The following is a 14,014-nucleotide window of genomic DNA, read 5'->3' on the forward strand; positions in this document are numbered from 1 at the left end:
CGTCAGGCCTCCTGGTACCCGGCCGTGATGGTGGCGATGATCTCCTCGCGGTCCTCGAGCGGCAGGAACGACCCGAGCGCGGCGTTGATCTGGAACGCCGCCAGGTCGTCGAGGTCGTACCCGAACGTGCCGGCGAGCAGAGCGAGCTCCTTCGACAGCGAGGTCCCGCTCATCAGGCGGTTGTCGGTGTTCACCGTGACCCGGAAGCCGAGCTGGTAGAGCACGTCGAACGGGTGGTCGGCGAGGTCGTCGCCCCACGCGGCGATCGCCCCGGTCTGCAGGTTGGACGACGGCGAGACCTCGAGCGGGATCTCGCGGTCACGGACCCACGAGGCGACCTCGCCCAGGGAGGCCAGCGTCGAGCCGTCCCCGGCGTCGGACAGGGCGACGTCCTCGAAGATGCGGACGCCGTGCCCGAGGCGGAGCGCCCGGCCGTCGACCAGCGCGGACCGGATGGATGCGAGCCCGTCGGCCTCGCCCGCGTGCACGGTGACGGGGAACAGTTCGGACGCCAGGTAGTCGAAGGCGGCGCGGTGGTTCGAGGCGGGGAACCCGGCTTCGGCACCGGCGATGTCGAAGCCGACGACCCCGGCGTCACGGTGCCGGACGGCGAGCTCGGCGATCTCGAGCGACCGGTCGGCGTGCCGCATCGCGGTGACGAGCTGGCCGACGCGGATGCGCCCACCGGCGGCGTCGACGGCTTCCTCGATGCCGGCCTGCACGGCCTCCACCGTCTGGTCGAGGGTCAGTCCGCCCTGCAGGTGCTGCTCCGGCGCCCAGCGGACCTCGCCGTAGACGACGCCGTCGGCGACCAGGTCCTCGACGAACTCGCGGGCGATCCGGGTGAGCTGCGGTGCGGTCTGCATCACCGACGTGGTGACGTCGAACGTCTTCAGGTACTCGACCAGGGAGCCGGAGTTCGACTGGTCGGCGAACCACTGCCCGAGCTCGGCCGGGTCGGTGGTGGGGAGCGACACACCCGCCGACGCTGCGAGCTCGATGATGGTCGCGGGACGCAGGCCGCCGTCGAGGTGGTCGTGCAGCGAGACCTTCGGCAGGTCGTTGATGACCGCCCCGGCGTCGGGCAGGCGGTAGGTCGGGGCGTCGGCGCTCATGCCCCCAGGCTATCGGTGGTCACCGCCGCCGCGCAGGCACCTGTGCACAACCCACGACGGAAGACACTGGAGGCTCCCCACAGGTGTGCAGGGAGCCTCCGGTCGGTCGGGTGGCCGGGTTCAGGACCCGATGCGCTCGCGCACGATCGGCCCACGTGCCGCGGCAGCGGAGCCCCCCGGGCCGATGGTCCACGCGCCCTCGAGCGACTCCAGCGCGCGCGGGATCCGCGACGCGTCGTCGGAGTGCAGCGTCCAGAGCGGCTGGCCCTCGGTCACGGTGTCCCCCGGCTTGACGTGGAGCTCGATGCCCGCACCGGCCTGCACCGGGTCCTGCGCCCGGGCACGACCGGCCCCGAGCCGCCAGGCCGAGACCCCGAACGGCAGCGCGTCCTGCTGCGTGAGGACACCCGACGTCGGAGCGGTGACGACGTGCTGTTCGCGGGCGACGGGCAGCGCGGCGGACGGGTCCCCGCCCTGCGCCTCGATCATCCGACGCCAGGTGTCCATGGCGCGGCCGTCCGCGAGCGCCGCGGCCGGGTCGGCATCGGGCAGTCCGGCCAGCGTGAGCATCTCGGTCGCGAGCGCCACGGTCAGCTCGACGACGTCGGCGGGACCGCCGCCGGCGAGCACCTCGACCGACTCCCGCACCTCGAGCGCGTTGCCGATCGTCAGCCCGAGCGGGACCTCCATGTCGGTCAGCAGCGCCGAGGTCGCGACCCCGGCGTCGTTGCCGAGGTCGACCATGGTCTGCGCGAGCTCCCGGGACGCCTCGTACGTCGGCATGAACGCGCCGGAACCGAACTTGACGTCGAGCACGAGCGCACCGGTGCCCTCGGCGATCTTCTTCGACATGATGCTCGACGCGATGAGCGGGATGCACTCGACCGTGCCGGTGATGTCGCGGAGCGCGTAGAGCTTCTTGTCCGCGGGTGCCAGGCCGGACCCGGCGGCGCAGATGACCGCGCCGACGTCCTGCAGCACCTGCATCATGCGGTCGTTCGAGATGGACGCCTGCCACCCGGGAATCGACTCGAGCTTGTCGAGCGTGCCGCCGGTGTGCCCGAGTCCGCGTCCGGACAGCTGCGGCACAGCGACGCCGAACGACGCCACCAGGGGTGCGAGCGGCAGCGTGATCTTGTCGCCGACGCCACCGGTGGAGTGCTTGTCCACGGTCGTCTTGCCGAGCGACGAGAACGACATCCGCTCCCCCGACGCGATCATCGCGAGCGTGAGGTCCTTGATCTCACGCCGCTCCATCCCGTTCAGGAAGATCGCCATCGCCATCGCGGCCATCTGCGGGTCCTCGACGTAGCCGCGGGTGTACGCGTCGACGAGCCAGTCCACCTCGGCGGTGCTGAGGGCCCCGCCGGAGCGCTTCGTACGGATGAGGTCGACGGTGTCGAACGGCTCGACGGCCATGTGGATCAGTGCTCCTGCTGGTAGGTGGCGAGGGTGCGCGGCCCGAAGGCGTCCGGCAGGACCTCGTCGATGGTGCGGATGCCGGAGAGCGTCTCGAGGAGCATGCCCTCGGTCGAGTGCTCGAACAGCAGCTGGCGGCAGCGGCCGCACGGCATCAGGGTCGCCCCGTCGCCGTCGACGCACGTGAACGCGACGAGCTTGCCGCCGCCGGTCATGTGCAGCTGCGACACGAGGGAGCACTCCGCGCAGAGCGTCACCCCGTAGCTCGCGTTCTCGATGTTGCAGCCGGAGACGATCCGGCCGTCGTCGGTGAGCGCAGCGGCGCCCACCGGGAACGACGAGTACGGCGCGTAGGCGCGCCGCATCGCGGCCGTGGCGGCGTCCCGCAGGACGCCCCAGTCCACGTCGTCGACCGGGAGGCCCGTGGCGGCGTCCGTCGGGTCGGTGGCGGTGACCGCCTGGTCACCTGGTTGCTGCGTGTCGGTCATGTGTCGTGCCTCCAGGCCGTCAGCTCTTGATGTAGGGCTTGCCGGACGCGGCGGGGCCGCGCGACTGCCCGACCAGGCCGGCCACGGCGAAGATCGTCACCACGTACGGCAGCATCAGCAGGAACTCGCTCGGCACGGGCGAGCCGACCGCGCTGAGCGTGTTCTGCAGGTTCGACGCGAAGCCGAACAGCAGGGCGGCGAGCGTGGCCTTGATCGGGTCCCAGCGGCCGAAGATCACGGCGGCCAGGGCGATGTAGCCCGCGCCCGCGGTCATGTCCTTCGTGAACCCGCCGGTGGCGTCGAGCGTGAAGTACGCCCCGCCGAGGCCCGCGATCGCGCCGGCGAGCGAGACGTTCCAGAACCGGGTGCTCGTGACGTTGATGCCCACCGTGTCGGCGGCCTGCGGGTGCTCGCCGACGGCGCGGAGTCGCAGACCCCAACGGGTCTTGAACAGGCCGAAGGTGACGACCGCGACGGCGACGTAGGCCAGGTAGACGACGACCGACTGCTCGAAGAAGATCGGTCCGATGATCGGGATCTGGTGGAGCACCGGGACCTCGAACTTCGGGAACCGGATGCCGATGTTGAGCGTCTGCTGGTTCGGGGACAGCACCTGCGAGTACAGGAAGCCGGTCAGGCCCGAGATGAAGGCGTTGATGACGACACCGACGATGACCTGGTCGACCAGGTACTTGATGCTGAACGCCGCGAGGACGAACGACACGAGCACACCCGCGACGAGGGCACCGACGAGGCCGACCCAGGGCGACCCGGTGAGCGAGGCGATGAGCGCCGAGGTGAACGCACCGGCGAGGAACTGACCCTCGATCGCGATGTTCACCACGCCGACCCGCTCGGAGATGACGCCGCCGAGTGCACCGAAGACGAGCGGGACCGCGAGGCCGAGCGCACCGAACAGCATGCCGGGGATGGTGATCGAGTCGCCGGCGACCGCCCATGCGAGGAAACCGACCACGAAGACGATCGCGAACACCGAGGTCACCCAGAGCGGCACACGTCGCGAGGCACGGGTCTCGACGATCGCGTACACCGTGGCGAGCGCGAGCAGCACGGTGACGACGATCCCGGTGGCCGTCGCCGGCAGCGGGAGGTTCGGCAGCGCGAAGAAGTCGCCCTTCGACGCCAGGCGGAGCGTCGCCGTTCCGGGGCGGTGTCCGAAGCCGAACAGCACGAGCGCGAGCAACGTGAACACGCCGTACCCGATCGGGAGCTTCCAGCTGCGGGTCGTCTCGACCGGGCGGTCGTCCAGGGGCATGCGCGGCGCGGCCGCGGTGGGGCTGAGGGTGCTCATGCGGCGACCGCCTTCTTGCTGTTCTTGCTCGTCTTCGTGCGCTTGCGTGCACCCGGCTGCGGGATCCGGAAGATCGCGCGGACGAGCGGCGGCGCCGCGATGAAGAGGACGATGAGGGCCTGGATGACGCCGACGATGTCGATCGGGATGCCGTTGGCGGCCTGCATGGCGTAGCCACCGTTCTTCAGGACGCCGAACAGGATCGCCGCCCAGAACACGCCCCACGGCTTCGAACGGCCGAGCAGTGCCACGGTGATGGCGTCGAAGCCGATGCCGGCGTCGATGCCCGAGGTGAAGCCCGTGGTGACGGCGCCCTGCACCTGGTAGGCGCCGGCGATGCCGACCAGGGCACCGGAGATGACCATGACCCAGATGGTCAGCGACGGGACGCTCATGCCGGCCACACGGGCAGCACGGGGGTTCTCACCGATGGTGCGGAACCGGAAGCCGAGCGACGACTTGTTGACGAGCCACCAGACGACGACGACCGCGATGATCGCGACGATGAACCCGAGGTCCACGCCGTACCGCACACCGAAGAGCTGCGGCAGGAGCGCGCTGTCCTTCGTGCCGGGCGAGATCGGGTTGCTGCTGCCCGGGGCCTGCAGCAGGCCCGGGGTGCGGAGCAGGTAGCTGACCAGGTAGAGCGCGACGTAGTTGAGCATGATCGTGACGACCACCTCGTTCGCACCCGTCCGGGCCTTGAGCACCCCGACGATGCCGCCCCAGACTGCGCCGCCGACGATGCCGGCGAGGATCGTGAGCGGGATGTGGATCGCGGCAGGCCCGTCGAACGAGAACCCGACCCACCCGGCGGCAGCGGCGCCCATCAGGATCTGGCCCTGGCCGCCGATGTTGAACAGTCCGGCGCGGAAGGACAGCGCGATCCCGAGCCCGGCGGCGATGAGCGGCACCGAGTAGTCGACGGAGCGCGTGAGCGGCCCGATCGCCTGCTGGAAGGAGTCCGCGCCGAAGTTGAACACCGAGCCCTGGAACAGCGAGGCGTAGGCGCCGCCGACCGCGGTGCCGATCGCCTGGAGCATGTCGGTGGGGCGGGCGAAGAAGTAGCCGGCCGTGGCACGGACGTTCTCGTCCGTCACCGCGATGAGGATGCCGCACGCGACCAGCGCGAGGACGACGGCGAGCACCGTGACGAGCACGGAGCCGTTCAGGATCCCCTGCAGGGCGGCCTGCCAGCGGTCACCACCGGCGCCGTTGCGGCGCTCGGTGTCCTCCGCCGAGTCCGTCATCAGGTGCGGGGTCGACTCGACCTCCTGCAGACGATCGTCGGTGAGCGGGGCGTCCGCGGTGCCGTGCGCAGCCGGGGTCGGCTGCTGCGTGTTGTCTGGTTCCTGCGCGGTCACGCGGCCAGCTCCGTTCCGGTCGTGGGTGTGGCGTGGATCTCGCCGGCCGAACCGGTCATGCGGCCAGCTCCGTTCCTTCGGGGATCTCCCCGGCCATCATGAGGCCGAGGACGTCACGGGGGGTGGTCGCGGGGACGATGCCGACGATGCCGCCGCGGTACATCACGGCGATCCGGTCGGCCAGGGCCACGACCTCGTCGAGCTCGGTGGAGACGACGATGACCGGCACACCGGTGTCGCGGGTGGCGACGATGCGCTTGTGGACGAACTCGATCGAGCCGACGTCGATGCCGCGGGTGGGCTGCGCGGCGACGAACAGCCGCAGCTCACGGCTCAGTTCGCGCGCCAGGACGATCTTCTGCTGGTTGCCACCGGAGAGCCGACCGGCCGCGGTGGTGCGACCCGGCGTCCGGATGTCGAACTCGGCGATCTTCTCGTCGGCGAAGGCGTCGCGCTCGGCCGAGCGGATCGTGCCGGCGCGGACGAACTCGGCGTGGTCGGCCCGGTCGAGCATCAGGTTCTCGGCGATGGTGAACTCGCCGACCAGGCCGTCCTCCTTGCGGTCCTCGGGGACGAAGCCGACGCCGGCGTCGAGCACCTGCTTGACGCTCCGGCCGGTGAGTTCCTTGCCGTCGAGGGTGATGCGGCCGGCGTGGGCGGGCTCGAGGCCGATGATCGCCTCGGTGAGCTCGGTCTGTCCGTTGCCCTGCACCCCGGCGATCGCCAGGACCTCGCCGCGGCGCACCGTGAAGGAGACGTCGTCGACGAGCACGATGCCGGACGGGTCGGTCACGGTCAGGTTCTCGACGACCAGGGCGTCCGCGCCACCGGTCGCGGGAGCCTTGTCGACCACGAGCGAGACGGCACGGCCGACCATCAGCGCGGCCAACTCGTTGTTCGTGGCGGTCGGCGATGCCTCGCCGACGACCTTGCCGAGGCGGATCACCGTGATGCGGTCGGCGACCTCGCGCACCTCGCGCAGCTTGTGGGTGATGAAGACGATCGCGGTGCCGGCTTCGCGGAGCTGGCGCATGATGCCCATCAGCTCGTCGGTCTCCTGCGGGGTGAGGACGGCCGTCGGCTCGTCGAACACCAGCACGGAGGCGTCGCGGGACAGCGCCTTGATGATCTCGACGCGCTGCTGCACACCGACGGGCAGGTCCTCGACCTTGGCGTCAGGGTCGACGTCGAACCCGAAGCGATCGGAGATCTCCTGCACGCGCTTCCGGGCACCGGCCAGGTCGAGCCGCCCGCCGAAGGTGGTCTGCTCCTGCCCCAGCATGACGTTCTCGGCGACGGTGAACACGGGCACGAGCATGAAGTGCTGGTGCACCATGCCGATGCCGGCGCGCATGGCGTCACCGGGGCCGTCGAAGTCCTGCACCACGTCGTCGAGCAGGATCTCGCCCTCGTCGGCGTCGTACAGGCCGTACAGGACGTTCATCAGGGTGGACTTGCCGGCGCCGTTCTCACCCAGGAGGCAGTGGACCTCACCCGGCTCGACGGTGAGCGAGATGTGGTCGTTGGCGACCAGGGCGCCGAACCGCTTGGTGATGCCGCGGAGTTCGAGCTTCATGTTCGGGAGTCTATTTCTGTCTCGCGCGCGCCACGCGGGCGCACGGTGTCGCGTGCAGCCCGCGGATGCACGATGTGGTGTGCGCCACCCGGGCGCACGAGAACGCGGGCGAGGGATGCTCCCCCGCCCGCGTTCATCGGGTCAGGACTGGGTCTTGACCTTGATCGAGCCGTCGATGATGCCGGCCTTCACGTCGTCGAGCTCGCCCTGCAGGCCCTTGTCGACCTTGGACTCGAAGTCGTGGAACGGCGCGATGCCGACGCCGTCGTTCTCGAGGGTGCCCACGTACGGGTCCTTCGAGAACTTGTCGTCAGCCGCCTGCTCGACGACGTCCTTCACGGCCGGGCGCATGCCCTTCTCGACCGAGGTGAAGGCGATGTCCTTGTAGCGGGGGTCGGCCTCGTAGAGGTCGCTGTCCGCACCGATCAGGACGGAGCCGTTGTCGGCGTCCTTGATGGCCTCAGCAGCGGACTGGTAGATCGGGCCACCGACGGGGAGGATCACGTCGGCGTCCTGGTCGAGGAGCGTCTGCGCGACCGACTTGGCCTGCGTGCCGGCCTCGAAGCCACCGGTGAAGGAGCCCTTGCCGGTGTCGACGTTCCAGCCGACGACCTTGACGTCCTTGTCCTTCTGCTCGTTGTAGTACTTCACGCCGTCCGCGAAGCCGTCCATGAAGATGGTGACGGTCGGGATCTGCATGCCACCGAAGGTGCCGACGACGCCGGTCTTCGAGTAGGACGCCGCCGCGTAGCCGGCGAGGAACGCCGCCTGCGAGGTGTCGAACGTGATCGGCTTGACGTTCTTCGCGTCGATCGAGTTGTCGTCGATGATCGCGAAGTCGGTGTCGGGGTTCGCAGCGGCCTGCTTCTTCGTGGCGTCGGCCAGGTTGAAGCCGACGGTCACGACGAGGTTGCAGTTCTGGCCGATGAGCTGCTCGATGTTCGAGTCGTAGACGGTGGCGTCCTTCGACTCGGCCTCCTTGTAGGTGGCACCGAGGTCCTTGGCGGCGTCCTTCATGCCCTCGTAGCCGAGCTGGTTGAACGACTTGTCGTCGAACCCACCGGCGTCGGAGACCATGCAGGGGCGGAAGTCGGTCTTCTTCGCCGAGTCGGTGGTGGACGGCGCCGAGGCGCAGCCGGCCAGGACGGCGACGGTGCCGGCGAGCGCGAGGCCGCTGAGGACGACCTGTCGGGTACGAGATGTCACGGGTTGGTTCCTCCGGGGAGCGTGCCCGGACCACGTGCGTTCCGGGCGATCGTGGCGACAGTACACGACCGTCGGGTCGGTACAGGACCCGTTGCGGGGGTCCTGCGGATCGGTTACGGGATCGCGACCCCGCCGAAACGCGCCCGTAACGCGGGGCCATTCATTCACCCCCAGTTCGAGGGGTTTGTCGATGGAGCGCTACAGGACGTCGCCGCGGCCGCTGATCTTCAGGGCATCCACGACGCCCTTGACCCGCTGTGCGTTCGCGCTCGTGGTGACGAGCAGCGCGTCCGGGGTGTCCACGACGACGATGTCCTCGACGCCGATGAGCGAGATGAGCCGCTGGCTGTGCGAGATCACGATGCCGCTCGACGAGTCCGCCAGGATGCGGGCACCGTCCCCGAGCACGGCGAGGTTGTTCGGCCGGCCGCCGGACTGCAGCTTGGCGAGGGAGGCGAAGTCGCCCACGTCGTCCCAGTCGAAGTCACCGGGGACGACCGCCATGCGTCCGGCAGCGGCGGCGGGCTCGGCGACCGTGTAGTCGATCGCGATCTTCTCGAGCATCGGCCAGACGGCGTCGACGACGGCGCCGCGGGCCGAGGTGTCCCAGGCGTCGGCGAGCTCGTTGATGCCGGCCAGCAGCTCGGGCTTCGTCCGGCCGATCTCGGCGAGCAGCACGTCGGCGCGGGCGATGAACATGCCGGCGTTCCAGAGGTAGTTGCCCTGCTCGACGTAGGAGCGGGCGGTGTCGAGGTCCGGCTTCTCGACGAACGACTTCACCGCGTGTGCGGTCGGGGCACCCTCGATGTCGAGCCCGGCGGTGTCGGCGTTGATGTAGCCGAAGCCGATCGCGGGTTCCGTCGGGGTGATGCCGATGGTGGTGACGTAGCCGGCACGGGCGACGGCGACGGCTTCGCGCACCGAACGACGGAAGCCGCGGGCGTCACCGATGACGTGGTCGGCGGCGAACGAGCCGATGACGACGTCGGGCTCGCGGCGCACCAGGATCGCCGCGGCCAGGCCGATGGCCGCCGTGGAGTCCTTCGGTTCGCTCTCGAGCACCACGTTGTGGTCCTCGACGCCAGGCAGCTGCGATTCCACCGCGACCCGGTGCGCACGGCCGGTGACGACCATGATCCGCTGATCGCCGGCGAGCGGCGCCAGGCGGTCCCAGGTCTGCCGCAGCAGCGAGGTGCCGGAACCCGTCAGGTCGTGCAGGAACTTGGGTGCGTCCGCGCGCGACAACGGCCACAGGCGCGATCCGATGCCCCCTGCGGGGATGATCGCGTAGAAGTCTTCGAGAGCGTCAGCCACGCGCTCACCGTACCGGTCCCACCGGGCGGATCCTGGGTGGTCTCCGCACGATTCCCGCATGCGGGCTCCCGCAGCGTTGTTCACCCGGCGCGCGCGTCCCGTTCACGTCGGCGGCCCCGCCGGGTCACGTCACGCCCGGAGCATGGGCAGCACCATGAGCGCACGCAGCGTGGAGCGCGGCACGTCCCCCCGGACCGTCGCCGTCGTGACCGAGAGCTTCCTGCCCACCCTCAACGGCGTGACCACCAGTGTCCTGGCGGTCCTCGACCACCTGGAACGACGGGGTCACCGCGCGGTCGTGATCGCCCCGGACACCCCCGGCCTGGCGCAGTTCCGGTCGCGCAGCGCCGTCGAGCGCTACCGCTCCTTCGACGTCCACCGCATCCCCGCCGTCGCCTACCGCCAGTTCCCGGTGGCCCTCCCCCACCCGGTGCTCGACACGATCCTCGCCGCCTCCGGCGCCGACGTGCTCCACGCCGCCAGTCCGTTCCTGTTGGGTGGGCGCGCGATCACGGCAGCCGGGAGGCTCGGCATCCCCTCCGTCGCCGTCTTCCAGACCGACGTGGCCGGTTTCGCCCGCCGCAACGGTCTGACCGCGACCGTCCCGTTGGTGCGGAAGATCCTCGGACGCATCCACGCCGGCGCCTCGCTGACGCTCGCCCCGTCGAGCGCGACGGCCGCGATGCTCGCCGAGGAGGGCGTGCCCCGCGTCGCCCGCTGGGGTCGCGGCGTCGACACCGAGCTGTTCCACCCCGCGCGCCGCTCGACCGGGCACGTGCGGGCACTCCGCCGGCGCCTGGCCCCGAACGGCGAGACCATCGTCGGGTACGTCGGACGCCTGGCCCCGGAGAAGGAGGTCGAGCGGCTCGCCGAACTCGGCGGCGTCCCCGGCATCCGGGTCGTCGTGGCCGGAGGGGGTCCGTCGCGGACGATGCTCGAACGTCGGCTCCGGCACCTCGACGTCACCTTCACCGGTCCCCTGCGCGGCGACGCACTCGCCGACGCGTACGCGTCGCTCGACCTGTTCGTGCACACCGGTCCGGCCGAGACCTTCGGGCAGACCCTGCAGGAGGCCCACGCCTCCGGCCTGCCGGTGATCGCACCGGCGTCCGGCGGCCCGCTCGACCTGGTCGCCCCGGGGCTCGACGGCGAGCTCTACGACGCCGATGCGCCGCAGGCCCTGCGGCACGCGGTCCTGCGGCTGCACCACGACCGCGCGCTGGCGGAGCGGATGGGTTCCGCCGGTCGGCTCCGGGTCGAGGGCACCACCTGGGAGGCCGTCGGCGACCAGCTCCTCGACCACCACGACACGGCCCGCACCATCGGCGCGCCGCCCGTCGGACGGGGCCTCCGGGCAGGTCGGGACGAGAAGGTCAGCGCCCGCGCATAGGATGGGTCGTGTTCCACACGAACACGAACGGCAAGGGCTCGCCGATCGGGCGAGCCCGTCCTATGGAAGGACGAGCTCATGGCTGAGCACACCGGCGGGGGTACGGCGACCGCGGTGCCCGACGTCTCGATCGAAGCCCCACGGGCTTCTCGGACGCCACAGGGCACGCTCTACCGCGGTTCGATCGGGATGTGGTCGTGGGTCCTCCACCGCATCACCGGTGTCGCGATCTACTTCTTCCTGCTCGTGCACATCCTCGACACGGCGCTCGTGCGGCTCTCCCCAGAGGCGTACAACGCGGTCATCGGCACGTACAAGACCCCGATCATGAACCTCGGCGAGATCGCGCTCGTCATGGCCATCGTGTTCCACGCCTTCAACGGCCTGCGGATCATCCTGATCGACTTCTGGTCGAAGGGCCCGAAGTACCAGCGGGCCATGTTCTGGATCGTCATGGTCCTGTGGGCGGTGGCGATCGCGGGCTTTCTGCCCCGCCAGCTCATGAACCTCGTCGCGGACTTCAACTGAGGGGCACGAACATGACCACGCAGATCGTCGAACCTCCCCGCTCGGCCGCAGCCGCCCGCAGCACCACCAACTGGGAGAAGTGGGGCTGGATCTACATGCGCGCCTCGGGCGTGCTGCTCGTCGTGCTGATCTTCGGCCACCTCTTCGTCAACATGGTGGCCGGCGAGGGCGTCAAGCAGATCGACTTCGCCTTCGTCGCCGGCAAGTGGGCCAACCCCTTCTGGAAGGTCTGGGACTCGCTCATGCTGGTCCTCGCCCTCATCCACGGCTCGAACGGCATGCGCACGATCGTCAACGACTACGTGTCGAAGCCGGGCATCCGCAAGACGCTCCTCGTCGCGATCCTGGCCGCCTGCGTCGTGCTGATCGTCCTCGGGCTCCTCGTCTGCTGGACCTTCGACCCGTGCCCCGCCGGCGCCGCTGCCGCCGACCTGCCGTCCTTCTGCCCGGCGCAGTAGCACCACCACCGTTGCTGCCCGCGTTCCCACCGTCTACGGAAAGACCCCTGTGACCGAGACCACCGTCCACCACCACCAGTTCGACATCGTCATCATCGGCGCCGGAGGCGCGGGCATGCGAGCCGCGATCGAAGCCGGCCCGAAGGCGAAGACGGCCGTCATCTCGAAGCTCTACCCCACCCGGTCGCACACCGGTGCGGCGCAGGGCGGGATGGCCGCGGCCCTCGCGAACGTCGAAGAGGACTCGTGGGAGTGGCACACCTTCGACACGATCAAGGGCGGCGACTACCTGGTCGACCAGGACGCCGCCGAGATCCTCGCCAAAGAGGCGATCGACGCCGTCATCGACCTCGAGAACATGGGCCTGCCGTTCAACCGCACGCCCGAGGGCAAGATCGACCAGCGCCGTTTCGGTGGGCACACCCGCGACCACGGCAAGTCCCCGGTCCGCCGGGCCTGCTACGCCGCCGACCGCACCGGGCACATGATCCTGCAGACGCTGTTCCAGAACTGCGTGAAGCTCGGCGTCGAGTTCTACAACGAGTTCTACGCGCTCGACCTCATCATGGTCGACGTCGTCGGTGACGACGGCGTCACCCGCCAGCAGCCTGCCGGCGTCGTCGCGTTCGAGCTCGCGACCGGGGAGCTGCACGTCTTCCACGCCAAGGCGATGATCTTCGCGACCGGCGGCTTCGGCAAGATGTACAAGACCACCTCGAACGCGCACACCCTGACCGGCGACGGCGTCGGCATCGTGTGGCGCAAGGGCCTGCCGCTCGAGGACATGGAGTTTTTCCAGTTCCACCCGACCGGACTCGCCGGGCTCGGCATCCTGCTGACCGAGGGTGCCCGTGGCGAGGGCGCGATCCTCCGGAACGCCTCGGGCGAGCGCTTCATGGAGCGGTACGCCCCCACCATCAAGGACCTCGCACCGCGTGACATCGTCGCGCGCTGCATGGTGCAGGAAGTGGCCGAGGGTCGGGGTGCCGGACCGAACAAGGACTACGTGCTGCTCGACTGCACGCACCTGGGGGCCGAGGTCCTCGAGACGAAGCTGCCGGACATCACCGAGTTCGCCCGCACGTACCTCGGCGTCGACCCGGTCGTCGAGCCGGTGCCCGTCATGCCGACCGCGCACTACGCGATGGGCGGGATCCCGACGAACGTCAAGGCCGAGGTCCTGTACGACAACACCACCGTCGTCCCCGGCCTGTACGCCGCCGGCGAGTGCGCCTGCGTCTCCGTGCACGGCTCCAACCGGCTCGGCACCAACTCGCTGCTCGACATCAACGTCTTCGGCAAGCGCTCGGGGAACAACGCCGCCGAGTGGGTCCAGACCGCCGAGTTCCTCCCCCTGCCGGAAGACCCGGCGGCCGGCGTCCGCGGCATGCTCGACCAGCTCCGTGCGTCGACCGGCACCGAGCGCGTCTCCGCCCTCCGCAAGGAACTGCAGGAGGAGATGGACAAGAACGCCCAGGTGTTCCGCACGGACGAGTCGCTCGCCCGCGTCACCGAAACGCTGCACACGCTCCGCAACCGCTTCATGCAGGTCTCCGTGCAGGACAAGGGCAAGCGGTTCAACACCGACCTGCTCGAGGCCGTCGAGCTCGGGTTCCTGCTCGACCTGGCCGAGGTCGTCGTCTACTCCGCGCGCAACCGCAAGGAGAGCCGCGGCGGCCACATGCGCGACGACTACCCGAAGCGCGACGACGAGAACTACATGCAGCACACCATGGCGTACCTGACGGGCGACCCGCACTCGTCACTCGCCGACGACCACATCACGCTCGACTGGAAGCCCGTCGTCATCACGCGGTACCAGCCGATGGAGAGGAAGTACTGAG

General features: G+C 69.9%; 12 protein-coding genes. 4 read left to right on the forward strand and 8 right to left on the reverse strand.

Annotated elements, in window-relative coordinates; genetic code table 11:
• Positions 1-2: 2 nt before the first annotated feature.
• From DEJ08_RS12125 to DEJ08_RS12160, 8 genes are all read right to left on the reverse strand, one after another.
• Positions 3-1,115 (reverse strand): adenosine deaminase, encoded by a 1,113-nt coding sequence (locus DEJ08_RS12125; protein ID WP_111022313.1) that lies wholly within the window; start codon positions 1,113-1,115, stop codon positions 3-5.
• A gap of 120 nt (positions 1,116-1,235) precedes the next feature.
• Positions 1,236-2,534 (reverse strand): thymidine phosphorylase, encoded by a 1,299-nt coding sequence (locus DEJ08_RS12130; protein ID WP_111054464.1) that lies wholly within the window; start codon positions 2,532-2,534, stop codon positions 1,236-1,238.
• Between the two features lie 5 nt (positions 2,535-2,539).
• A complete protein-coding gene (locus tag DEJ08_RS12135) occupies positions 2,540-3,022 on the reverse strand; it encodes a cytidine deaminase (protein ID WP_071244268.1) in 483 nt (160 codons plus the stop codon).
• A 19-nt stretch (positions 3,023-3,041) separates the two neighbouring features.
• A complete protein-coding gene (locus DEJ08_RS12140) occupies positions 3,042-4,334 on the reverse strand; it encodes an ABC transporter permease (protein ID WP_084741425.1) in 1,293 nt (430 codons plus the stop codon).
• On the reverse strand, positions 4,331-5,698 hold the full coding sequence (locus DEJ08_RS12145; protein WP_181438982.1) for an ABC transporter permease: 1,368 nt from the start codon (positions 5,696-5,698) through the stop codon (positions 4,331-4,333). Before DEJ08_RS12145 ends, DEJ08_RS12140 begins: the two co-directional genes overlap by 4 nt.
• A gap of 55 nt (positions 5,699-5,753) precedes the next feature.
• Positions 5,754-7,274 (reverse strand): ABC transporter ATP-binding protein, encoded by a 1,521-nt coding sequence (locus DEJ08_RS12150; protein ID WP_071406403.1) that lies wholly within the window; start codon positions 7,272-7,274, stop codon positions 5,754-5,756.
• Positions 7,275-7,415: 141 nt separating this feature from the next.
• The gene (locus tag DEJ08_RS12155; protein ID WP_027466452.1) at positions 7,416-8,480 is read right to left on the reverse strand and encodes a BMP family lipoprotein; all 1,065 of its coding nucleotides are present in this window, start codon (positions 8,478-8,480) and stop codon (positions 7,416-7,418) included.
• Between the two features lie 198 nt (positions 8,481-8,678).
• The gene (locus DEJ08_RS12160; RefSeq protein WP_027466449.1) at positions 8,679-9,794 is read right to left on the reverse strand and encodes a mannose-1-phosphate guanylyltransferase; all 1,116 of its coding nucleotides are present in this window, start codon (positions 9,792-9,794) and stop codon (positions 8,679-8,681) included.
• Positions 9,795-9,948: 154 nt separating this feature from the next.
• On the opposite strand from DEJ08_RS12160, the gene DEJ08_RS12165 reads away from it, so the two are divergent.
• From DEJ08_RS12165 to sdhA, 4 genes are all read left to right on the forward strand, one after another.
• Positions 9,949-11,184, forward strand: a complete 1,236-nt coding sequence (locus DEJ08_RS12165) for a glycosyltransferase family 4 protein (RefSeq protein ID WP_258367042.1) — start codon at positions 9,949-9,951, stop codon at positions 11,182-11,184.
• Between the two features lie 78 nt (positions 11,185-11,262).
• Entirely contained in the window at positions 11,263-11,712 is a 450-nt protein-coding gene (gene sdhC / locus DEJ08_RS12170; protein WP_017888739.1) for a succinate dehydrogenase, cytochrome b556 subunit, read from the forward strand.
• A gap of 11 nt (positions 11,713-11,723) precedes the next feature.
• Positions 11,724-12,170: a succinate dehydrogenase, hydrophobic membrane anchor protein gene (sdhD, locus tag DEJ08_RS12175; protein WP_071406401.1), complete on the forward strand. Its 447-nt coding sequence runs from the start codon at positions 11,724-11,726 to the stop codon at positions 12,168-12,170.
• Between the two features lie 49 nt (positions 12,171-12,219).
• Positions 12,220-14,013 carry a succinate dehydrogenase flavoprotein subunit gene (sdhA, locus tag DEJ08_RS12180; RefSeq protein WP_027466445.1) on the forward strand — a complete coding sequence of 598 codons (1,794 nt, stop codon included), beginning with the start codon at positions 12,220-12,222 and terminating at the stop codon, positions 14,011-14,013.
• Position 14,014 lies beyond the last annotated feature (1 nt).

The organism is Curtobacterium sp. MCLR17_054 (genome assembly GCF_003234335.2).
Taxonomy (GTDB): domain Bacteria; phylum Actinomycetota; class Actinomycetes; order Actinomycetales; family Microbacteriaceae; genus Curtobacterium; species Curtobacterium flaccumfaciens.

Bases quoted from the DNA above. Each gene is read 5' to 3' on its own strand.
- DEJ08_RS12125 (WP_111022313.1), bottom strand. From the start codon at position 1,115: ATGAGCGCCGACGCCCCGACCTACCGCCTGCCCGACGCCGGGGCGGTC.
- DEJ08_RS12130 (WP_111054464.1), bottom strand. From the start codon at position 2,534: ATGGCCGTCGAGCCGTTCGACACCGTCGACCTCATCCGTACGAAGCGC.
- DEJ08_RS12135 (WP_071244268.1), bottom strand. From the start codon at position 3,022: ATGACCGACACGCAGCAACCAGGTGACCAGGCGGTCACCGCCACCGAC.
- DEJ08_RS12140 (WP_084741425.1), bottom strand. From the start codon at position 4,334: ATGAGCACCCTCAGCCCCACCGCGGCCGCGCCGCGCATGCCCCTGGAC.
- DEJ08_RS12150 (WP_071406403.1), bottom strand. From the start codon at position 7,274: ATGAAGCTCGAACTCCGCGGCATCACCAAGCGGTTCGGCGCCCTGGTC.
- DEJ08_RS12165 (WP_258367042.1), top strand. From the start codon at position 9,949: ATGAGCGCACGCAGCGTGGAGCGCGGCACGTCCCCCCGGACCGTCGCC.
- sdhC (WP_017888739.1), top strand. From the start codon at position 11,263: ATGGCTGAGCACACCGGCGGGGGTACGGCGACCGCGGTGCCCGACGTC.
- sdhD (WP_071406401.1), top strand. From the start codon at position 11,724: ATGACCACGCAGATCGTCGAACCTCCCCGCTCGGCCGCAGCCGCCCGC.